Consider the following 23178-nt stretch of genomic DNA (forward strand, 5'->3'; position numbering starts at 1 on the left):
TAACCAATGAGCTTTACCAAAATTACCGAACAAGATTCTTTATACTCAGGGCTAGAAAATATGTCTGCCTTGGAATTAATACGAAACATTAATCGAGAAGACCAAAAAGTGGCTCTGGCTGTTGAAAAATCGATTCCAAAAATAGAAGCTTTGGTAAACGTAATTGCTCATCAACTTAAAAACGGTGGTCGACTTTTTTATATAGGAGCTGGAACTAGTGGACGTTTAGGAATATTAGATGCTTCTGAATGTCCTCCTACTTTTGGAGTTCCTTTTGATTTGGTTTTAGGTTTAATCGCCGGTGGCGATACTGCTATTAGGAAAGCTGTAGAAAATGCAGAGGACAGCACAACGCAAGGCTGGAAAGATTTGCAACAGCATCATGTAAATGAAAAAGATGTAGTTATTGGAATTGCTGCTTCTGGAACTACACCCTATGTTATCGCAGCTTTAGAAACTTGTAATAAAAATAATATTACCACGGGGTCTATTACCATGAATCTAGATAGTCCATTAGATAAAGTTGCAAAATATCCTATTGTTATTACCGTAGGCCCAGAATTTATTACTGGTAGTTCTAGGATGAAGGCAGGTACCGCACAAAAAATGGTTTTAAACATCGTCAGCACTAGTGTGATGGTTTTATTGGGAAAAGTAAAAGGCAATAAAATGGTGGATATGCAACTGTCTAACGATAAATTAGTTGACAGGGGTACTAAAATGATTGTTGACGAAATTGGCATCGATTACAATGATGCTAAACAATTGTTATTGACTTATGGAAGTGTTAGAAGTGCTATTGATAATTACAAGGATTAATGAATACAAAAAAACAAATTTTAAATAAAGGAATTAAAATTTTGGCAGCAACTTTGCCGCTACTCTTTTTAAGCCCAGTTGTTATTAATATTGGTTACAAAGCAGCACAAAAAGCTGACATCCATATTATTTTGTACATTGGATTTGCCTTAGCAATACTTACCATTGCTTTGTTTTTTTGGGGGATAAAAACGCTTTTGGATTACTTGTTTTATAAATAGAAAAGATCGGCAACCAACACTAAATATCACACCTAAAAAAGGATATTACTTATCTGCGATGGCCATTTTAGCTTGTGGGGTTGTAGGATTAATTCCAAAACTATCCATCGGTAAGTGAATTTTTAAAACGTGCATCATATAACCAATGGTAGCAAAATGATGAATTGCATGGCTGTGTGCCTGTACCAAAACACTTTCTAACGTAGTATTAACAGTACAACAACCATCACCCAAATCATCAACCAATTTTACAGGCTTAGACAATAAACCGTTGTCTAATTTTCTAAGCTTATTTGTAATATCTGACAAATATTCCAATCCATGAACCGTATAATTTTCTGCTTTAACATTTCTTTCTCTCAGAGTTAAGTTAATTTCCTCATCCAAATCTAACCCCTTAAAGATGCAACTGTAAACATCCAAAACATGTCTAAAATGTCCCCCTATACTAGAGTAGTATGGAGCTATGGACTTATCACTATATTTTTTATCGCTAATGTTTTCTAATAAATACTGACCTCTTTCTAGATTTTTTATAATGGTATCTATCATATGAATGGATTTCTTGGTTTAACGATTTTGTTTGTCGAACTAAATATAAAAAAATTACTACTGTTCTTTTACATTATTTTTACAATATGGTTAATTAATCTATTAACACAAAAAAATGCTCTTTGTATTTAATCATAAGACAATATTAAGAACTGTAAATTAACAAATCCTTAAAAATCAATTGGTTTCCAAAAAAACGATGTTTATTTTAGAAAAAATATTAGCTTTGTTTGTATAATAAAATTGAATTATGGCTACATCTAAAAAATTTTTAAAGACCAAACCTGTTTGTAAAGTAACTTTTGCTTACGCTGCACCAGAAGTTGAAGAATTATCTTTAGTAGGAGATTTTAATAACTGGGACACTACCTCAACCCCAATGAAAAAACTTAAGAACGGAACTTTTAAGGTGGTCGTAGATTTAGAGGTGAAAAAATCTTACGAATACAAATTTGTTGCCGATGGCAATTATATTAATGATAACGAACCAGATGCTTACGTTTTTAATGAATTTGCAAATGCAGAAAATTCATTAGTTGAACTATAAAACTTATTTCATATAATCTTTAGAGCCTTTAACCTTGTTAGAGGCTTTTTTTTATATATTTATTTTATAAAAATTAAAGACAAACAATGGCAAACGTAACATTAAAATCCAACCCTTTTACCACTCTTGGGGAATTACCAGCATTGGGTAGTAAAGCTCCAAATTTCACGTTAACAAATACAGACTTATCCGAAGTTCATTTGGCTGACTACAAAGGTTCTAATATCATCCTAAATATTTTTCCTAGTGTTGATACTGGGACTTGCGCTACTTCTGTAAGAACATTTAATGATAAAGCTGCTAAATTGGAAAACACCAAAGTATTGTGTATTTCCAAAGATTTACCCTTTGCTCATGCTCGTTTTTGTGGATCAGAAGGAATTGAAAACGTACTGAGCCTATCTGATATAAGTGGCGAATTTGGAAAATCCTACCAAGTTACTTTTACAAATGGACCTTTAAAAGGGTTATTATCAAGATCCATAGTGGTTATTAATGCTGAGGGAGAAGTGATATATACAGAACAAGTTAGCGAAACTGCAAACGAACCCGATTATGAATCCGCTCTGGCATCATTGTAAATAAAAATTAAATTAAAGGGTTTGCTAATAAGGCAAACCTTTTTTATATCATGAAAATCGAAAGAAAAAATATTGTTGAAGATCGTATTTACAGTTTAGGATATGCCTTAAAAGGACTTTTGCATCTTATCAAAACCGAAAATGCAATCAAAATACATATGACGGTGGTTATCCTATTAACCGCTGCAGGATACTTTTCTGAATTGACCACTATAGAGTGGATGTTTCAATTTTTAGCCCTAGGTCTTGTGATTAGCATTGAAGCCTTAAACACTTGTCTAGAAAAAATCGCAGATTTTGTACAACCTAACTTTGATAAACAGATAGGACTTATAAAAGACGTTAGTGCGGGTGCAGTATTGTTATCCAGCATATTTGCAGGAATCGTAGTTTGCCTTATTTATATCCCAAAATTTATACAGTACCACTCTTTGTAATTCTGTATATTTGTTAACGAAAATTTAAGTTTTGTCAATGCCAAAAAAAGTAAACACTAAGGTTAAAAAAAACATTCAGTATAAAGAAAAATTTGTAGAATTTGCAAATAATAGACAAGCTCAAACCGTATTTGGGTTGTTTATAGCTTTGTTTGGTGTTTTTCTATTTACCTCTTTTATTTCTTACTTTTTTTCCTGGAGGCAAGACCAGAGCACTCTTAGTTTATTAGACGATAAAACCGTAGTTGCTCAAAATCTACTAGGAAAAATTGGGGCCAACTTAAGTCATTTTTTTATTTACGACGGTTTTGGAGTTGCTGCATTGGTTATTCCCGTTCTATTATTATTTACCGGAATATACGTACTCCTAAAAATTCCTATTAGAAAAATTTTCAGATCTTGGAATTGGGCATTATTAGGATTAATTTGGACCTCTACGCTGTTAGGTTTTTTAGCTGATAAAAATGCTCTCATTGCAGGTGTAGTAGGTGTAGAATTAAATAGTTTTTTGGTTCCTTACTTAGCAAAATTTGGTTTGGCTATTGTTCTGTTTTTTGGATATGCTGCCTATTTTGTAATTCGTTTTAGAATTACTCCTGAAAAGATTAAATCTTGGTTTCCTAAAAAAGAACTCATTCAAGAAATAAAATCCGACTTGGAAAGTGTTTCAATAGATGATACTGAAGAAAAGAATATAAAGACTAACGAATCGGAAACAGTTTCTACTGATGAAAACAACACTCTAGAAAACTCTGAAAACAAAGTAATTAAAGAAGAGATTGTTTCGTTAGATGAATTTGAAGATGCAGCTAAGAATGATAAAAACACAGAGCAGAAAGTGTCTTCGTTTGAAATGGCTGTTAAAAATGTAAAGCCAACTATTGCTAATCATTCTGCAATTAGAAAAGAAGAGAAACAACCTAGTCAAGCCAAAGAAGAAAGTTTAACCATTGCTATAGAGGAAACAAAAAAGGAAGAAACTACCACAGACAACCTATCTGATAAACTAGTTAAAGATTTTGGTGAGTTTGACCCTACTTTAGATTTGGGAAACTTCAAATTCCCAACCATTAATCTCTTGCGAGAATTTGACGATAGTATTTCTGTAGATGCTGAAGAATTAGAGGCCAATAAAGATAGAATTGTAGATACGCTTAACAACTACAAAATTGGAATTGCACAAATTAAAGCTACAGTTGGACCAACAATTACCTTATATGAAATAGTGCCCGATGCAGGTATTAGAATCTCCAAGATTAAAAACTTAGAAGATGATATTGCTTTGTCTTTATCCGCTTTAGGAATTCGTATTATTGCTCCAATCCCTGGTAAAGGTACTATTGGAATAGAAGTACCTAACAAAAAAGCGAATATTGTCTCTATGAATTCTGTGATTGCTTCTAATAAGTTTCAGCAATCTAAAATGGAACTTCCTATTGCTTTGGGTAAAACCATTTCCAACGAAACCTTTACTTTTGATTTAGCCAAAGCTCCCCACATGCTAATGGCAGGTGCTACGGGTCAAGGTAAATCTGTAGGACTAAACGCGGTACTGACTTCTCTACTATACAAAAAGCACCCTGCGGAGGTTAAGTTTGTTTTAGTAGATCCTAAGAAAGTAGAACTTACCTTATTCAATAAAATAGAACGTCATTATTTAGCCAAACTTCCAGACACAGAAGAGGCTATTATTACGGACACCACCAAAGTGGTACATACGCTAAACTCTCTGTGTATAGAAATGGACAATCGTTACGACTTGCTTAAAAATGCTATGGTTCGTAACATTAAAGAGTACAATGAAAAGTTTAAGGCTCGTAAATTAAATCCAAACGATGGACATCAGTTTTTACCTTATATTGTTTTGGTTATTGATGAGTTTGCAGATTTAATTATGACTGCTGGTAAAGAAGTAGAAACTCCTATTGCTCGTTTGGCTCAATTAGCCCGTGCTATTGGTATTCACCTAATTGTTGCCACACAAAGACCTTCTGTAAATGTAATTACAGGTATTATTAAAGCCAACTTCCCTACTCGTGTAGCCTTTAGAGTAACTTCTAAAATAGATTCTAGAACCATTTTAGATGCTCCTGGAGCGGATCAATTGATAGGACGAGGAGATTTGTTATATTCTAGTGGTAGTGATTTAACACGTGTGCAATGTGCCTTTGTCGACACCCCAGAAGTAGAAAAAATAACAAACTTTATTGGGTCTCAACGAGCTTATCCCGAGGCTTATCAGCTACCTGAATTTGTGGGTGAAGAGGGGAATGGTACGGAACTTGATATTGACATACAAGACAGAGATAAATTGTTTAAAGAGGCTGCCGAAGTAATTGTAACAGCGCAACAAGGCTCAGCATCTTTATTACAAAGAAAATTAAAACTCGGTTATAACAGAGCAGGTAGACTTATCGATCAATTAGAAGCAGCAGGAATTGTAGGTTCTTTTGAAGGTAGTAAAGCCAGACAAGTTTTGGTTGCAGATTTAATTGCACTAGAACAACTGTTAGCCGACGAAAAAAACAATTAAAATGAAAATCAAACTACTTACCGGATTCGCAATATTTGCTAGTTCTTTTATATTCGCTCAAAACTCCAACCAAGCAGAAGAAATATTAAAAAATGTATCTTCTTCTTTGGAGCAACAAAGCAATATAGCTCTAGAATTTACCCACACGCTAGAAAATAAAATAGTAAATATTCAACAATCTAGTAAAGGTTCTGCCATTATTCAAGGAGACAAATACAAACTAAATTACTTAGACAATATTATTCTTTTTGATGAGGTGAATAGCTATGTTATTTCACCTGAAAACGAAGAAATTAATATTACTCCTGCTGGAGATATTGAAGACAATAGCTTAACTCCTTCCAAGTTATTAACCTTTTATAAAAAAGGTTATTCATACGTGTTGGACAAAAAAGCAGGAAATACTCAATTTATCAAATTAACACCAACTGAAGAGTCAAAGGAAGTATCTCACATTATTTTAGGGGTAGATACTACTAAAAATCAGATTGTTTCTTTAACAGAAGTAGGTAAAAACAATACCAATACAAGTTTTCGTATTACCAGTTATAAAACCAATCAAAACTTAGATGCCAACACTTTTGTTTTTGACAAAAAAAAGTACGAATCTTTGGACTACTACATTAACGAATAAGTTCTACTATTAGTTGAAAACTCTAGACAAATACCTTGTTAAGAACTTTTTAGTTCCGTTTATTTCTTCTTTTCTCATTGTTATGTTCGTGTTGGTAATGCAGGCATTGTGGCTTGTGTTTGATGACATTGCAGGTAAAGGAATTGGCTTTGCCATTATTTTTAAGTTTTTATGGTATATGTGTCTATTTGTAACTCCTCAGGCACTACCTATATCGGTGCTACTGTCCTCTATCATGACGATGGGTAACCTAGGAGAGAATTACGAGCTAGCTGCTATTAAATCGGCAGGTATTTCCTTTTATCGATTTTTAAGGCCTTTAATAATTACGGTAGCTCTTATATCATTGGCTAATTATTTTTTAATTAACTACACTTATCCTTATGCTAGTTTAAAGCAAAAAAACCTAATATTAAATATCAAAAAAACGCAGCCTACTCTTGCGCTTGTAGAAGGTAGTTTTAATAATGAAATCCCTGGATATAGTATAAAATTTGCTAAAAAATATGGAGAAGAGAATAATCTTTTAAAAGATGTTCTTATTATAGACACCAAGGGTCTAAAAGAAGATCACGTTGTAATTACCGCTAAAAAAGGTAAAATTACTACTGAGGAAGGAAGTAAATACATGACCTTAATTTTGGAAGATGGTTATTATTTTGAAGATCACACAAGTGCCAAAAAAAAGCTTAAAGACAGAGTAAAAATGCCATCATCTATGGCAAAATTTGATAAATACACCGTAAACATTGATATTTCTAATTTGACTAATAAGGATTTAGAAGAAGAAAAATACAAACATCATTACACCATGAAAAACATGGGGCAATTAAAAAACAGTTCTGATAGTTTAAAAATTTCTTACGATAAATATTTAGACATTAAATTTAGATCTATGCAATCTAGCGTAAACTCAAAATACTTAAATGATACCATCGCTAAAACCAAAATCAAAGACTTAAATTTAAATATCCTTGAAAATTTTGATCTAAAGACACAAGTCCAAGTATTAGAAAACACAAATGCTAGTGTTAACAATAAATTGAGAAACATCAAAGGCTATAAAGACTATTTTAAACGCAGGAGAAAAAACCTAAACAATCACGATTATCAGTTCCATTTCATTTTAACCAGTGCTTTGTCTTGTTTGTTATTGTTCTTTATCGGAGCTCCTTTGGGTTCACTTATTAGAAAAGGTGGATTTGGAATGCCTATGATTGTAGCCATCATTATTTACGTCTCTTATTACTTTACCAATACTTTTGGAAAAAACTTAGCGGAAGAGAGTAGCTTAACTGCTCTAATAGGTGGATGGTTGGGAACCATTGTGATGGCTCCATTAGCTTTTATTTTTACGATAAGCGCATCAAAAGATATGGGATTCATAAAATTTGACGTAATTTTGCTACCGTTTAAAAAACTATTCAACAGACTGAAGAAAAAAGATGAGTAATACAAACAATAGTGCCAAAATAAAATTAGATTCTGTACAAGAAGCCATTGAAGATATTAGAAATGGAAAAATGGTGATTGTAGTTGATGATGAGGACAGAGAAAATGAAGGTGATTTTATAGCCGCAGCTGAAAAAGTTACTCCTGAAATGATCAATTTTATGGCTCAGCATGGTAGAGGACTGATTTGTGCTCCACTAATAGAAGAGCGATGCGAAGAATTGGGATTAAACATGATGGTTGACGATAACACTGTACTGCACAATACTCAATTTACTGTATCTGTAGATTTAATTGGACACGGTTGTACTACTGGAATTTCTGCTCATGATAGGTCTAAAACTATCTACGCTTTAACTCAAAGCGAAACCAAAGCTACTGATTTAGGAAGACCTGGACATATTTTTCCATTAAAAGCTAAAGAAGGTGGAGTTTTGCGAAGAACTGGTCATACAGAAGCGGGAGTAGACTTGGCTAGACTAGCTGGTTTAAAACCTGCTGGTATATTGGTAGAAATTTTAAACGAGGACGGTTCTATGGCTCGTTTGCCACAACTAAAAGAGGTTGCAGATAAATTTGATTTAAAACTTATTTCTATTGAAGACTTAGTCTCTTATAGAATGCAACACGATTCTTTAATCAATAAGATTGAAGACTTTGATATTGAAACTCGTTTTGGTCAATTTAGGTTAAGAGCTTTTAACCAAACCACCAACAATCAAATTCATTTGGTATTAACTAAAGGTTCTTGGTCTAGTGATGAAGCTGTGTTATGCAAAGTAACCTCAAACGCTTTTGGTAACGATGTATTAAACACCTTAACAAAAGGACCTGAAGACAAATTAGCGAGAATTTTTGATAAAATTAATCAAGAAGGAAAAGGAGCTGTTGTCTTTATCAATCAAGAACAGCTAAATTTTGACTTAAAATCGAGATTAGGAAAACTAAAAAATAGTCAAAAAGGAATTTCTAATTCAGAAGAGTCTTCTACCCCAACGGATGAAAAAGACTTTGGAATTGGAGCCCAAATACTTCATGATATAGACATTACAAAACTAAGATTGCTAACCAATTCTCCAGCGCAAAAAAAACGTGTAGGAATAACAGGTTATGGCTTAGAAGTGATTGAAAAAATAAATTATTAAAAAAAAAAGCTGAGTTAAATACTCAGCTTTTTTTCTACTTCAATATTCGTATTTGTTTGAATTGTACTCGAATATCCATTCTCAAACCAATAGGCTTCTTTTCCACCTTTTAAGAGAATATCATTGCCCTTAACTCTTAACCAGCTCCCCTCTTTCAGTCCTAAAACAGGTGTTTTATCAATACATTGAAACTCTTTAATTCTTGTATCTCTTGTTTCCCCTTTGTGCTTGGAATTTAAATCGGGCTTTATATAGTGAACATTAAAGTTAAATGGTAAAATTTTTAAAGTCTTATAGCAAGGTGGTAGTACAATAGGCATATCATTAGTTGTTTGCATGCTAATTCCAGTAATATTAGTTCCTGCACTAGTCCCCAAATACGGAGTACCTTTATTAATAGCCTCTTTTAAAACATCCCACAAACCATAAGCATATAATTCCGATACCAATAAAAAGGTATTTCCTCCTCCAACAAATATTCCCTCTGCTTTTGTTATCGCATTTCGGTAGTCATCAAATTCATGTATTCCTCTCACCTTAATTTTCAATGAGCCTAATGCTTTTTGTACAATTTTGGTATACTCTTCAAAAGATATTCCGCTAGGTTGAGCGTAAGGAATAAACAAAATTTCTTCAGTTTGGCTAAAAATTTTATCTATACTGGGTAACAAATATTCCAAATAGTCCGTGCCGTAAACGGAACTCGAACTAGCAAGTAATAAGTTTCTCATATCATCAATTTTGTTTTAAATATAGAAAAATATTAACCGACTGGTTGGTTTTTTACATAGATTTAGAAAAATTCAGGTATGAATATTCTAGTTTTTGATATTAAAATTTGTCAAATTAATTCATCAATTGATGTCTTAGTTCAGTAGATAAGTTTTTTACGTTTGCCTTCTGTACAGACTTCAAACACTTAAAACAAAAAAGTTATGTATGACAACAGATATCAAATCAAGTAAAAAGTGATAAAGTTAAACGGTCTCCTTTCTCTTAGTATTGGCCCTGAAAACAAAAAATAGCCCCACTAAAATTAGTGGAATACTTAACCATTGACCTGTATTGAGTAACCATTCTTCTCTAGCATCTACCTGAGCTTTTTTAAAGAATTCTACTACAAACCTCACAGACCACAACAGTGTAAAGAAGACTCCAAAAATGTATCCTAATTTGTACTTAGCGTTGGTTTTCCAAAACATGTAATAAATAATAGCAAAGACCATTAAATACCCCAAAGCCTCGTATAGTTGTGTTGGGTGTCTCGCAAAATTTTCTCCTAAAGCTTTAAACACAAAACCATAATTAGTCCCTGTGGGTTGTCCAACAATTTCTGAATTCATTAAATTTCCTAATCTAACAAATACGCCACCACAAGCAATAGTCAAACTTACTCTGTCTAGTAAATACAATAATGGCTTTTGTAATATTTTTTTAGAAAAGAAATATAAAGAAGTAATAATTCCAATGGCAGCACCATGACTCGCCAATCCAGCAAATCCTGTAAACCTAAACTCGGGTCTAAATTTAAAAGGCAATAAAATTTCTTCTGGATGCTGGCTAAAATAAGCCCAATCATAGAAAAAAACATGTCCTAATCTAGCTCCTAAAATAGTAGCAAACACCACCCACATTAAAAGTTTATCTAGTTTTTCTAATTCAATTTTTTCGTGATTAAAAATTTGCTTCATAATTTGATATCCCAAAGCAAATGCAATCACAAACATCAAACTGTACAATCTAATCAATCCAAACAAAGCAATTGGTGGATCCCATGTTATCGATAATAAATTCATTCTTATTTTTTATTTTGTTTTTCTGGCACTGGATCATACCCACTACCTCCCCACGGATGACAACTAAATATACGTTTTATAGCTAACCAACCGCCAATAATTAATCCATGCTTTTGCAGTGCCTCTACACTATAACTAGAACAAGTTGGCTGATATCTACAAGTAGCAGGTGTAGATGGTGAAATAGCTCCTTGATAAAAACGTATCAATAGGATAAACGGAAAGATTATCAGTTTTTTCAATTTATCCATCTTAACTTATTCTACAATGAATGTGGTTCCCTCTTTGTTATCTTTGAGTTGTATACCTAAAGCTTTAAGCTCATCTCTAATATGATCGGACATTACCCAGTCTTTGTTGTCTCTCGCTTGCTTTCGCATTCTTATGAGCATATCAACAACTCCAGACAACTTATCAGAACTTTGTTCTTCGGTTTCTGTCACCAAACCTAATACATCGTAAACAAAAGCGTATAATGTTTTTTGAAATAAATCTAAATCTATTTGCGTTAAAGTCTCTTTACTCTCTTTTAATAAGTTGATGTGTTTTACAGCTTCAAATAAATGAGCAATTAATATAGGTGTATTAAAATCGTCGTTCATTGCATTGTAACACTCGTCCTCCCAACCTTGTACAGCGAAACTCGATGTTTTTCCTGCTGTTATATTCTCTAAACTTTTAAGAGCTTCTACCAACTTATTATATCCTTTTTCTGAAGCTTCTAGAGCTTCCGAAGAAAAATCTAAAATACTTCTATAATGAGCCTGCATCATAAAAAAGCGTACTACTGCAGGAGAGAATGGCTTAGATAAAACTTTGTTTTCTCCAGAAAATATCTCTCCAGGCAATATGTTATTACCTGTTGACTTAGACATTTTTTGACCATTTAGAGTAAGCATATTAGCATGCATCCAAAAATTTACGGGATGATGACCATTGCATGCCTCTGCCTGCGCAATTTCACATTCGTGATGTGGGAACTTTAAATCCATTCCTCCTCCATGAATATCAAATTGTTCTCCTAAATATTTTGTACTCATGGCTGTACACTCCAAATGCCATCCTGGAAAACCAATTCCCCAAGGAGATGGCCAACGCATAATGTGTTGAGGACTTGCTTTTTTCCACAAAGCAAAATCTTGAGGATTCTTTTTTTCAGACTGTCCATCTAACACACGAGTGTTGTGCACTGCATCTTCTATTTTTCTACCAGATAAGACTCCGTACTCTTTGGTTTCATTATATTTTAAAACATCAAAATAAACAGACCCGTTTACTTCATAGGCCAGTCCTTTTGCCACAATATTCTTAATAATTTCTATTTGCTCAATAATATGACCTGTAGCTGTAGGCTCTATACTAGGTGGTAAGTTATTTAGCTTTTCCAAAATGCCGTGAAAATCTAGGGTATAGCGTTGTACAACCTCCATAGGTTCTATTTTTTCTATACGTGCTTTTTTGGCAATTTTATCTTCCCCTTCATCAGCATCATCTTCCATGTGACCAGCATCCGTAATATTTCTAACGTAACGCACTTTGTACTCTAAATGCTTTAAGTAACGGAAAACCATATCAAAACTCATAAAAGTACGCACATTACCTAAATGTACATTGCTGTAGACTGTAGGTCCACATACGTACATTCCTATACTTCCCTCTGTAACAGGTACAAAAAGTTCTTTACTTTTGGTAATTGAATTGTATATTTTTAAGGGCTGATCTTTAAATAAGCTCATGTAACTTTTATTTTTTAAAAAACGTAAAGATAAACTTTCTGCTTTTATTTACGGAAAACAAAAAACCTAATTAAGAAATTCTTAATTAGGCTTTGGTCTATTTTTTAGATAGAAATTACTTTACAATCTCTAACAACTCTACCTCAAATACTAAAGGCATATAATTCTTAATAGGTCCGTTTCCTCCTTGTGGTGCATTAGCTCCATAAGCTAAGTCCTGTGGTACATAAAACTTGTACTTAGAACCTACAGACATTAATTGTACTCCTTCTGTCCAACCTTTAATTACTCTGTTTAAAGGAAACTCTGCTGGAGTACCTCTATCTACAGAACTATCAAAAACTTCTCCTTTAGGAGTTGTTCCGTGGTAATGTACTTTAACAGTATCAGTAGCAGCTGGTTTATCTCCAGTTCCCTCAACTAAAACTTCGTATTGAAGTCCGCTTGCGGTAACTACAATTCCTTCTTTCTTTTTATTTTCTTCTAAAAACGCTTGACCCTCTTTCTTTGCTACTTCTCCTTCTTTTTCTGCTTGCTTTTTAGTGTACTCAATTAAAATAGGAGTGATTTCTTTTTGCGATAACAACGTTTTAGAAGTGTCTGCTGCTTCTTTTAAAGCTTGATTGAAAATAGCCAAATCTAACTCTTTAAACTGGTCATTTATTCTGTATTGGTTGCTAACAAAAGCTCCCAATGCATAACTTACAGAATCGTTTTCTGTTTCTAATGATGTTACTGTTTTTGCTTTTTGATTACAAGACACCATTCCTGTAATTGCTAAACCTAAAGCTAATCCTTTAATGATCTTCATTTTAATTATTTATTTTTAAAAGTTTAATTTTTACTATAATTGGCATATTACGACCAATTTTATTTCTGTCTCCATAAAAACCATGGGCTACAAATGAAGTAAAAATAAATTTAATTTCCTCATCTTCCTCCATTAATTTAAGTCCTTCATCAATTCCTGTAACCTCATTTGACTTACCTACAATTGTAGTCACTTTTTGTTCCTCATATATCAACTGATCCTCCAAAGAGTATACCGTTTTTAAGTAAGTTACCTCATCTCCATTTGCTACTTTTTTAGATGATTTATCTGATGCTTTTAGAAATGCATACACAAAACCGTAGGAAGAATTTTGATAGCTTACCAAAGAATCTCTTTGCACGTATGCCTGTATTTTATCTTCTTGAAATTTATTTAATGTCTTATGGTACGCTACCGTATAATCCTTACGAGATTCTAGTTTTTTATTAACGGGTTTTCTCGCTACGGGCTCTCTACAACTTACCAAGACCACCACTATTAAAAATAACCATTTATACTTCATAAGACACTAATAAATCTTCTTTATAATTTGGAACTAAAGATACAAACTTGGCTACTGTTTCTTCTAGGGATGTAACCGATCTTGCTCCAGCAGCATTGTCGTGTCCCCCTCCATCAAAATATTTTCTAGCAAATTGATTTACAGAAAACTTACCCTTAGACCTGAAGGATATTTTAACGATTCCTTGATCCGTATCTTCTATAAATATAGCCGCCAACACAACTCCTTTTAGAGATAACGCATAATTCACCACTCCTTCTGTATCTCCTTTCTCGTAATTATATCGCTTAAGCTCTTCCTGCGTTAGCGTAATATAAGCCGTTTTGCAGTCTTCAATCACTTTTAAGTTGGTTAAGGATTTACCAAGTAATTGCAATCTGCTGTAGGAATTGTTTCCAAAAGTTTGATTATGAATATCCGAATTCTTTGCTCCTTTATCAATTAAATCGGCTATAATTCTATGAGTAGTACTGGTCGTTGATGGAAATCTAAAAGACCCTGTATCAGTCATAATACCCGTGTAAATACTTGTCGCAATATCTGCATCCAACTCACCCAACAAATCTAATGCTTCCATGTAATGATACACCATTTGGCAAGTAGAACAGATAGAAGTATCAGAGTAGGTAACCATAGCAATATCGTCGGGCTGTTGATGATGATCAATCATGATAAAATCTCCTTTAAAAGATTCCAAACCTTTTTGCATGTCATCTCCTACTCTATGCAAAGCATTAAAATCTAATAAAAAAACAACATCAGCTTCGTCCAAAGCCTTTTTAGATTGTATGTTTTGTAGGTCGTATCTGTAAACTTTATCAGCTCCAGGTATCCAAGAAATAAAATCTGGAATTCCATTGGGTAAAACCACCTCCACCTCGTGACCTAATTTTTTATACAATTTTGCCATAGCTGTGGTAGAGCCAACTGCATCACCGTCAGGGTTTTTGTGAGCTACGAATACTATTTTTTTAGATTCTTTAAAATACGTTTTTAAAACGCGAATGTCGTTTGTGTTCATATAACTGCTAAAATACAATTAAAAATGAGGTTCCAAAGCTGTTGAGTTAATTATGAAAAAAACTATATTAGCAGTAACAAAACAACCCAAAATTTATGGCAAAGAATAGAACGTTGACAATGATTAAACCTGATGCTGTTGCAGAAGGACACATAGGTGCCATTATTCAAAAAATCACCAACTCTGGATTTAAAATTGTAGCGCTAAAATTGACCAAATTGAGTCCTGAAAGAGCCGCGGAATTTTACAAAATTCATAAAGAAAAAGCTTTTTATGATGAGCTCATTGAGTTTATGATTAGCGGTCCTATTATTGCTGCTGTTTTAGAGAAAAAAAATGCTGTTGAAGATTTTAGGGCTTTGATTGGTGCTACGGTTGATGCTGCTGAAGGAACTATCAGAAATTTATTTGCTAGTGATGTGACTAAAAATGCCATACACGGGTCTGACAGTGATGAAAATGCAGCCGTTGAAACCAATTTTCACTTTAGTGATGAGGAGATTGTTATTTATTAACGATTTAGTCAATAGCAATTTCCAAATTTAGCCTAGTTTCTATTTTTTATACAAAAAATAGTAGGCTTCCACATTATCTAAATAAACTCCATCAAATTCTGCTGCTAAAATTTTACTGAGATATGAGTTTTTAGATTTGAAAATAATATTTTTCCAATTTTCATCCCAATAATTCACCCAACGTTCGTCCTCGTAACCTTCGTACTTTTTTTTAATCCAAGAGGTTTTTTTGTAATTCCATTTAGAGTTCCAATAGTATCTGTAGCTTTCAATGGAACCAATGTTCATATAAGCGATTACTTTTCTAATGGCTCCATTCTTCTTCAGTTTTAAATACGCAATATCTTTTTTTGATAATGCTATATCTTGAAAAAATAAATCAATCAGCAACAAGTCGTAATTAGTATCTGCTAAAGCTTCCAAATAATCCTGTTTCGTAGCAAAATGTCTAGGATTGATGTGATACAAGTAATTTTTAACTTGTTGAAAAGAGGTAATATCTCTACTGTTTTCTGATGAGATTATTTCAGGTATTTGAGTATAGTAATAGTTAGTGGTATCCCTAACAAAAGGAATATATTGGTTTTCTACATTCGCTTTTAGTGCCTCTCCTTTATCGGACGGAAACACATAATCCGATACCAAAATTAGTTTTGATTGACCGCTGATGTTTTTCAATAAGTTTTGCCTGTATCCATTTTTTACCTTTGTTTTGTTATAAAACAAAGCCTCTACTCCAACTCCGTCAATAGCATTTATATAGCTACTGTCTATACCTTTAGACTTGTCTATTTTATGATACAATAATTCCAGTCCATTTTGAGGGAAAATCCCAAAATTTGGAGACTGTTGCTTGGCTGATTTAGAAATTTCTTTCACAAAAGTTTTCATCTGCATACTAGCGCTCACTATTTTTTTTTGTGCCGAACAACTTATAAAAAGTAATACAACTAGTATTGTATAGATATTCATGTGATAATCTTTTTGCATCCGCAGACAGTTTTAATATGCTAAACTTAGACCAATATCCGTAATTAAATAAGGATACTTCGTCTTTTTGTACTTGTTTTTAATGTTCTCAATCATCATTTTGTCTTCTGCATATTCTATGACATAACCTTTGGCATTTGCCTTTTTTAATGCCTGCTTAAAAGCTTGCAACCTCGTTTTGATTCTTTGCACATCACTCAGTCTATATTTTTGGGCATCAAAATCATAATGCGTATACAAAGATTCTATGATAATGCCAGACAACTGATATTTTTCTGGATGTTTTAAAAATAAACCTCCGTTAAAAAATATTTTTTTTTGAGGAAATGTACTTTTAATTTCTTTCACCATTTCTTCGAGGTAAGGTTCAAATTCAGGATAGGTTCCATAAGCAGTTAGATTATCTATATTATCCAATAAAACTCCATCTAAATTCTTTTCAAATAGCACTGCAATCTCACCTAACAAAAGATCTCTTGCTTCCTTTTTAGACAAATCTATATAACTACTTTGCCAATAATCATTACTCTCTAGTAAGTAAGGAAATAGCTTATTGTACAATGAAGTATTGGCCTTATTCACTTCTGACAAACTCAAATAACCATATATATATTTGTTGTGCTGTTTGAGCTTGTTGATTTCCGTGAGACTGTAAAAATTAGCTTCTAAGAAAATTTCTTTATAGTTCTTTATTTCTTTGACATTCAGTTTTGAATAACACACTAAAAAACTAGATCTTTTGACTTGCGCAAAAGACATATGGGCTACCAATGGTAGACTTAAAGCCAATTGTTTAATGAATATCATACGGTAATCAACTTAAAAAATGTGTTTAAAACCTAAACTAAATGTATTGGAATAAAAACCTTCTTGAGAGAAATACTCCAAAGAAAAGTTAACAAACGAATGTTCTCTAAACTCATAATTCATTTCACTATTCACTCTAAAAAACGTATCAAAAAAAGTATCTCCAAAAAAAGCAGGTTCTACAAAAAAGTTAAACTTGTCTAAAATAAAATCTTCGGAAGTATGGTATTCTACTCTAGCACCTCCTCCATAATAAAATCTATTAGTTAACAAACTGTAAGGCAAACCGCTTATGATATTTTTGTTGGCAGTAGCGTAGGCAGTCTCTACCAAAGGAGATAATACAGTACTATTTTTTATCTTAAAATTTCGGTAATACTTAGCTATCAATGTAGCTTGCTGATTACTATCACTAAACAATTCCCCTTCTGCGGATAAAGAAATTTGATGTTTATTATTCAAAACTTTTTCTGCATAAGTAACCAATCTTGCTCTGTACAACTCCAAGCTATAAGCTACACTAGTTTGGGGAGTACCGTAATCAAACTCAGAATTTAAAAATAAATTGTCTTTTGAGTAGGATAGCGTTCCTAATACATTAAAAAGCACTTTCTCCTGATCTGCACTTACACCACCACCTGCAGCGTAATTCCAAACATCATCAAAATTGTGCTTGTTAAACACATAGGATACCCCAAATAAATTGTGACTTCTGTTTAAAGACAAATCTTGATCAAAAGATCCTAAGTTATCATCGGATACTTTATAAACGTTGGTATTGGTCAGCGCTATTTTGTGCTGATAACTCTTCTTGCCTATCAAAGTAACTGATAGCTTGTTTTGCAAAGAGGTTACGTTAGTTCTATCCAACGCTAAAATAGATTCCCATTCTCCAAAGTTTTGTTGGGTATGGGCTATTTTTTTCTTTAAATAAGCTAGATTTTCCGAGTAAAATAATTCTCCATCCGTTTTTGCCAATTCTTTTTGAATTGCTAAATCTTGATACTGTACATATTCGTTAAGATACTTTCTACGCTCTTCTTTGTCTCCTCCTTCGGGCATTTTATTAACAATTCTCCATGCAGCAATAAAATTGTTTTCATCTAAGTACATATTACTCATAAACAAAGCCAAGTCTATTTCCTCTTTTTGCGTGTCAAAGTAGGCTTGATTGTATGCTTTTAATCGGTTATTTTCAATCTCTAACTGGGCAGGATTATTTGTATTAGCCACTGATACTTTTTGCGATTTAATACGCGCTAGCAAATCTTTATCAACCTGTGCTTTGCTATTTAAATAGGTTGCGTATTTACTTTTTATTTCATCAATATTCTTTATTTTTTTTAACCACTCAAACTGATCTATCAAAGGAATTTCTGAACTGTACTGAGCCCAATTATAGGCTTCTTTATAGTTATTTTTGTCTGCATACAACCAACTAATTTCTGTAGCGTAATTTTTTAGCTTTTTGTTGTCTTTAGCATTCAAACTCTCTACTTCTTTTAAAAATAAATCGTGATTATTTTCTAGCAAATACACCAAATAAGCATCGTAGGATATTTGTTTGGCCAACGGTAAATTGTTGTCTGCTATATACCAATCAAACATAGTTTCGTTATCAATGGTGGCACACTCGCTAACCTCTAATGCCTCTTTGTACATTTTTTTATTGGCAAATAACCATGCAATATCTGTATATCTTTCACTTAAATATTTATTGTTACAGATATTTTGATTAGCCACTGCTTCTATAAATTGATCTTCATTATCATCTAGTAAATACACCCAATAATCGGCTTGGTCCTGCTGATTAAATTTTAGCTGCATAATTCTTAAATGCAATGCTCTTTGATCTTTTTTATTTGTGGTATTATTCAATTTTTCTCTCAACAAGCTGATATTATTGGGCTGTAAAAACAACTGGTATTGATACCATTTAGAATAGTACTTGTCTGTGGGATAGCTAATTTTTTTATTTAGCTGATTGGCTAACGTTACATATTCCATGCTCTTAGTTGTTTGAGCATTTTCCCACAAGAAATCCCAAGCTGCCATGCCTCTATCTTGCCACGACATATACTTTACGTATAGGTCGAATAACTGACTGTCTATATTTTTTTGCGATTTAAAGTAAGTCTCCAACAAGTCTGTTGCTTGTTTTAATTCATTTTCTTCAACCAAATCTGCTACAGAATTCACAATAGATTCTTTATCACTCATATCAGTTGATGGGCTATTCTTTTGCCATTCAATGGTATTCGGTAATTCTAAAACACCGTCTTTTGCTTTTAGCATGTACAAGTAACCATCTAAATAAGCTATTTTTTGATAATTGACCTTACCTAGTTTTAGTTGCGCATCATATAAATGGGTATGACTATTTTCTACATAAACTCTCCAATACTGTTGTGGGTTGTCTGGTTCAGAAATTACTTTTATGGTTGATTTTGTGATGTTGATAGTAGGAGTACTTGTTCTCCATCTCTTCACAATAGGCCCAGCATTTTCTACCGTTTTAAATCTTTGATATGGAAATTCGCTTTTAAATTTTTTAAGGAATCCTGCGAATTCTTGGAGCAACCCGTTTTGATTTTTTTGTGTATCGTAGGTTTTCCAATTCATCCCCAGACTATTTCTATAATCAAAATCTCCATGCTCCCCTAAAGTTTGTTCACCTGGAATTTGATACACATCATCTGGATGCACAAAATGGGACCAAATTCCTGTGTACAAATAAGTAGAAAAAATATTATATGCCACCTCTTTAGAAACATAAAATCCCGATGATACCCTTGGATACCCAAATAACTGTTTGTTATAAGGTTCTGCATCATATTCTCTATCTCCACCCTCCTTAACGTCTCCCAAATACAAACTACACATATATTGTAAAGATGGCATTCCTTTTACCAACGCGTTTACGCCAACGCTATCTATTAAGTTGGTAGGTGGAATATAAGACACTGGTAGTTTTCCTATTCCAGAAACTTTCCATTTTTTGGCAGCATTCATTACTCCGGCGGTCATCAAATCTGAATTGTTACTCCAATCTTGCTGTAGTAATGATACGTGATTGTATCCGTGAAAACCTAATTCGTGACCTTTTCTAACTACCTCTTTAGATAAATACTCTGGAATGGGCAACGTAGTACTTCCATTTTGTACTTTCATTCTATCCCATTCCGTAAATAAATAAGGGGGTTTGATGTTTGTTCCATAGTCAAATACGGTAACAGCCGTATATTTTAATTGCAAAGAATCGGCTAAGTGAGCCATATCGGGCCACCAAATATCTTTTACGTAATCTGCATTACTTAACCCAAATTCTGTTTTGATGGGTTCTGCTATATTATCGTATACCGGAGATGGAAAATCATCTAAAAAAACCGTGCTTACATTGGCTACAGGATATGGAATTCCTTGCATAGCAATGGCTATTGGCGTAAAAAGTAGTCCTCTCTCCTTTTTAGGATATTCAAAGTCTGTATTGTAGTAAATGGTAGTTCCTTTCCCAAATTTATTTTGAGTAAAAATGGGATATTCTGCTTTGTCTATGGCGGTTCCAAACACCGTCACTTTATCCGTAAAATTTTCTTTACTTAACCCCAAGTGTCTAAAACTTTCGTTTAAAACTTTAGAATGATAACCTGGAATTAAAGGTTTGTTAATTTGTATTCCTGATGCTTGACCTACGGAAAGATATTCAAAATTCAATCCTCTTTTTAATCCAATAAGTTTGGATAATCTAATATCGTAAGTAATGTTTGGAACAAATAAGGTACCTCCATTATTTACAAAACTTGTTACCGATGCAATTGCTTTTTTATTTAATAACTCTGAATGTGGTATTACCAATAACTTTAGCTCTTTACTAACCTTACCATTGATGTTAAACTCACTAGTTGTAATGGTTTGGAACTCAATTTTAGTATAATCACAAACCTTAGACATATTAAAAGCTAAAAATTGATCCGCAGATTCTTGATCATCTGCAGTGATAAAAAGCACTTTAGTTTTAGTGATTGGCTCTTTTTCTACCTCTTTTTTTATTTCTTTTTTATCTGACTCGCAAGCGTATGATACAGCTAGAACCCACAGAAGTATTAATATTTTATTCCTCATCTATTGAAACATTAAACTGTTTATTTTACTTGCATTTTTTTTGTTTACAATTTCGTAAACTTTGATTCCTTCTTGTTGATAATAAGCCAACACCATTCTATTTCTTTGGTTCAAAACCTGTAAAATACTATCTAGAGATTTTTGTTGCATTACAAATTCGTTTTTGGTAGCCTCAGTTGGGTATTCAAAAACAAAAACGCTACTTGGCAAACCATAATTGGGGTTTTCTCTCATCACTTTTTTTACCTCTTTGTATTTTTGATAAATAGAATCTTTATCCAAATAATTTTCTACAAAATCTTGATAGTACAAAGACTCGTGTTTGGTACTATGAATTGTTATCTCATCGTTATTATTAATTACCATATAGGTATTAGGTAAATTTTGAGTCAGAATTTTATTATACACTTTTAATACCTGATTGGTTGTGTTTATTTTTTGATACTTTTTTTTGTCTATTTTTTGATGAAAATTATAGTACACAAACACTAGTAACGCAGAAAACAACGTATTAATCACTGCTTGATTTTTGTATTTAACCAGCCATGGTTTTTTAACTATATACTTGTATAAAAAGAAGCATAATACAATGATACTTAAAGGAGCAAACACACGTAGTATGATGGATAAAGAATCTTTATCTACATAGATATTATCTAACCTAGACAATGCAAAAACAGCTACCGTAAATACCAGTATTAGTAGCACTCTTCTATCTGTCTTTAATTTTTTAGCAGCAATGGCCACAACAATGGTCATCATTAAAAGAACTCCTAAATATACATTTGTGATAACGCTTAACTTTTGCAGCAAATAATCTTCTTCGTAGAAAGAATTCAAACTAATTAAATTAGTTCTCAAATAGTTTCCTAATCCTTGACTGCTAAATATGGATACCAAAACACATCCTGAAACGATAGATAAAATATAAGGAACAAAGAAAACTAACGTTTTTTTAGCATCTTTAATTACAAACACCAATACAAAGTAGATGGGTAGTACGATGAGTGCTGTAGAAAGGTTGATAAAAAATACAGTTAGGAAGATAAGCGTGTACTTATAGGCAAAAACAGGAGACTTATAAATTCTTTCCTGTTGTTCCAAGGTATAAACCATTAAAGGAATGGCAATACTCAATGATAGATACATGGAATGATGAAAGGTAATGGCACTCGTACTTACTGGATAGTAAATTAACAAAAACACAACAACCAACATAGCTATACTAGATAAGATAAAGGAACCTTTGGTTAATCTATCTGCCAACCAAAAAACAACTATCGATAATAAAGTAATTTCTAAAAGACCAAAAGTTTTTAAAGCCAATTCTGGAGTTAAACCCATAAAGTTAGCATATAGAGAAATAAACGGATAGTCTCCAAACTGCTCATTGGTTGTAGAAAACCAAAATCCTTTTTGAAAGCCGTCAGTTTTAATTAAATCCTCCACCCAAATAGTAGTAGAAGAGGAAACATCATAGTTAAAAAAGTAAAATAAAACACTGACAATAAGCGCAATATTCACTAAAAACAAAATATGAATAAACATATAGTTTTTGTGAGTCAACAACTTTGGTTTTTGAGATTTTAAGTAACTATTTTCTAAATCTTTAATATATTCTAACAACAAATCGTTGGCTATATTTTTTAGCTTTAACACGTTTCTAAATCTTATTCCTAAATGATGAGATATAATGATTATAATAATCACTAACATCATTAAAAACATATCGTAATGTCCTATCTGATTGAGAAAAATGGTTAACAGATATAGTACGCTCCCGTACTTCATAAACTTTCTAACAAAGAAATTTATTTTATCTTTTTGTAGTTGATACTTAAAAACGTATTTATTAAAGGTAAATGCCAACAAGACTAATAATATAATCCTTAAGGGTCCAAAATAGGTAGGATCTAAAAACATAGATTCAATTTTA

The 23178-nt window shown here is 32.7% G+C and carries 22 protein-coding genes; 10 read left to right on the top strand and 12 right to left on the bottom strand.

All coding sequences use genetic code 11. The features are described 5' to 3' along the window. The first annotated feature begins 6 nt into the window (after nucleotides 1-6). Nucleotides 7-819 carry an N-acetylmuramic acid 6-phosphate etherase gene (gene murQ, locus ACXGQW_RS01530; RefSeq protein ID WP_457823351.1) on the top strand — a complete coding sequence of 271 codons (813 nt, stop codon included), beginning with the start codon at nucleotides 7-9 and terminating at the stop codon, nucleotides 817-819. Then, the gene (locus ACXGQW_RS01535; protein ID WP_457823352.1) at nucleotides 819-1040 is read left to right on the top strand and encodes a DUF6095 family protein; all 222 of its coding nucleotides are present in this window, start codon (nucleotides 819-821) and stop codon (nucleotides 1038-1040) included. Before murQ ends, ACXGQW_RS01535 begins: the two co-directional genes overlap by 1 nt. Nucleotides 1041-1085: 45 nt before the next feature. On the opposite strand, the gene ACXGQW_RS01540 is transcribed toward ACXGQW_RS01535, so the two are convergent. Further along, nucleotides 1086-1592, bottom strand: a complete 507-nt coding sequence (locus tag ACXGQW_RS01540) for a DinB family protein (RefSeq protein WP_457823353.1) — start codon at nucleotides 1590-1592, stop codon at nucleotides 1086-1088. Nucleotides 1593-1842: 250 nt separating this feature from the next. Here ACXGQW_RS01540 and ACXGQW_RS01545 point away from each other — a divergent pair, with 250 nt between their 5' ends. From ACXGQW_RS01545 to ribB, 7 genes are all read left to right on the top strand, one after another. Beyond that, nucleotides 1843-2139: an isoamylase early set domain-containing protein gene (locus ACXGQW_RS01545; protein WP_457823354.1), complete on the top strand. Its 297-nt coding sequence runs from the start codon at nucleotides 1843-1845 to the stop codon at nucleotides 2137-2139. A gap of 86 nt (nucleotides 2140-2225) precedes the next feature. Then, on the top strand, nucleotides 2226-2720 hold the full coding sequence (gene tpx, locus ACXGQW_RS01550; protein ID WP_457823355.1) for a thiol peroxidase: 495 nt from the start codon (nucleotides 2226-2228) through the stop codon (nucleotides 2718-2720). Between the two features lie 50 nt (nucleotides 2721-2770). After that, complete coding sequence (locus tag ACXGQW_RS01555; RefSeq protein ID WP_457823356.1) at nucleotides 2771-3157, top strand: diacylglycerol kinase; 387 nt, start codon at nucleotides 2771-2773, stop codon at nucleotides 3155-3157. Between the two features lie 37 nt (nucleotides 3158-3194). Next, complete coding sequence (locus ACXGQW_RS01560; protein ID WP_457823357.1) at nucleotides 3195-5690, top strand: DNA translocase FtsK 4TM domain-containing protein; 2496 nt, start codon at nucleotides 3195-3197, stop codon at nucleotides 5688-5690. A gap of 1 nt (nucleotide 5691) precedes the next feature. Then, a complete protein-coding gene (locus ACXGQW_RS01565; RefSeq protein WP_457823358.1) occupies nucleotides 5692-6324 on the top strand; it encodes a LolA family protein in 633 nt (210 codons plus the stop codon). Nucleotides 6325-6337: 13 nt separating this feature from the next. Beyond that, nucleotides 6338-7777, top strand: a complete 1440-nt coding sequence (locus tag ACXGQW_RS01570) for an LptF/LptG family permease (protein ID WP_457823359.1) — start codon at nucleotides 6338-6340, stop codon at nucleotides 7775-7777. Further along, nucleotides 7770-8921, top strand: a complete 1152-nt coding sequence (ribB, locus tag ACXGQW_RS01575) for a 3,4-dihydroxy-2-butanone-4-phosphate synthase (protein ID WP_457823360.1) — start codon at nucleotides 7770-7772, stop codon at nucleotides 8919-8921. The genes ACXGQW_RS01570 and ribB overlap by 8 nt, the downstream gene beginning before the upstream one ends. 14 nt (nucleotides 8922-8935) lie before the next feature. On the opposite strand, the gene pepE is transcribed toward ribB, so the two are convergent. From pepE to ACXGQW_RS01610, 7 genes are all read right to left on the bottom strand, one after another. Beyond that, entirely contained in the window at nucleotides 8936-9652 is a 717-nt protein-coding gene (gene pepE / locus ACXGQW_RS01580) for a dipeptidase PepE (RefSeq protein WP_457823361.1), read from the bottom strand. Between the two features lie 246 nt (nucleotides 9653-9898). Continuing rightward, nucleotides 9899-10717, bottom strand: a complete 819-nt coding sequence (lgt, locus tag ACXGQW_RS01585; RefSeq protein WP_457823362.1) for a prolipoprotein diacylglyceryl transferase — start codon at nucleotides 10715-10717, stop codon at nucleotides 9899-9901. A gap of 2 nt (nucleotides 10718-10719) precedes the next feature. Further along, complete coding sequence (yidD, locus tag ACXGQW_RS01590) at nucleotides 10720-10968, bottom strand: membrane protein insertion efficiency factor YidD (protein ID WP_457823363.1); 249 nt, start codon at nucleotides 10966-10968, stop codon at nucleotides 10720-10722. A 6-nt stretch (nucleotides 10969-10974) separates the two neighbouring features. Then, on the bottom strand, nucleotides 10975-12453 hold the full coding sequence (gene cysS, locus ACXGQW_RS01595; RefSeq protein WP_457823364.1) for a cysteine--tRNA ligase: 1479 nt from the start codon (nucleotides 12451-12453) through the stop codon (nucleotides 10975-10977). Nucleotides 12454-12568: 115 nt separating this feature from the next. Continuing rightward, nucleotides 12569-13264, bottom strand: coding sequence for an FKBP-type peptidyl-prolyl cis-trans isomerase (locus tag ACXGQW_RS01600; RefSeq protein WP_457823365.1), 696 nt, complete (start codon nucleotides 13262-13264; stop codon nucleotides 12569-12571). Between the two features lies 1 nt (nucleotide 13265). Continuing rightward, a complete protein-coding gene (locus ACXGQW_RS01605) occupies nucleotides 13266-13787 on the bottom strand; it encodes an FKBP-type peptidyl-prolyl cis-trans isomerase (protein WP_457823366.1) in 522 nt (173 codons plus the stop codon). Beyond that, nucleotides 13777-14808, bottom strand: a complete 1032-nt coding sequence (locus tag ACXGQW_RS01610; protein ID WP_457823367.1) for a DHH family phosphoesterase — start codon at nucleotides 14806-14808, stop codon at nucleotides 13777-13779. The genes ACXGQW_RS01605 and ACXGQW_RS01610 overlap by 11 nt, the downstream gene beginning before the upstream one ends. A 95-nt stretch (nucleotides 14809-14903) precedes the next feature. Here ACXGQW_RS01610 and ndk point away from each other — a divergent pair, with 95 nt between their 5' ends. After that, on the top strand, nucleotides 14904-15323 hold the full coding sequence (ndk, locus tag ACXGQW_RS01615) for a nucleoside-diphosphate kinase (RefSeq protein ID WP_457823368.1): 420 nt from the start codon (nucleotides 14904-14906) through the stop codon (nucleotides 15321-15323). A 39-nt stretch (nucleotides 15324-15362) separates the two neighbouring features. On the opposite strand, the gene ACXGQW_RS01620 is transcribed toward ndk, so the two are convergent. Genes ACXGQW_RS01620 through ACXGQW_RS01635 form a run of 4 tightly spaced genes read right to left on the bottom strand, consistent with a single transcriptional unit; the run spans nucleotide 15363 to nucleotide 23165 of the window. Continuing rightward, complete coding sequence (locus ACXGQW_RS01620; protein ID WP_457823369.1) at nucleotides 15363-16295, bottom strand: endo alpha-1,4 polygalactosaminidase; 933 nt, start codon at nucleotides 16293-16295, stop codon at nucleotides 15363-15365. 30 nt (nucleotides 16296-16325) lie between these two features. After that, nucleotides 16326-17120 carry a hypothetical protein gene (locus ACXGQW_RS01625; protein ID WP_457823370.1) on the bottom strand — a complete coding sequence of 265 codons (795 nt, stop codon included), beginning with the start codon at nucleotides 17118-17120 and terminating at the stop codon, nucleotides 16326-16328. A gap of 12 nt (nucleotides 17121-17132) precedes the next feature. Beyond that, nucleotides 17133-21242: a DUF2194 domain-containing protein gene (locus tag ACXGQW_RS01630; protein WP_457823371.1), complete on the bottom strand. Its 4110-nt coding sequence runs from the start codon at nucleotides 21240-21242 to the stop codon at nucleotides 17133-17135. Beyond that, the gene (locus ACXGQW_RS01635) at nucleotides 21243-23165 is read right to left on the bottom strand and encodes a hypothetical protein (RefSeq protein WP_457823372.1); all 1923 of its coding nucleotides are present in this window, start codon (nucleotides 23163-23165) and stop codon (nucleotides 21243-21245) included. Nucleotides 23166-23178 lie beyond the last annotated feature (13 nt).

It is taken from the genome of Wenyingzhuangia sp. IMCC45533 (assembly GCF_054111225.1).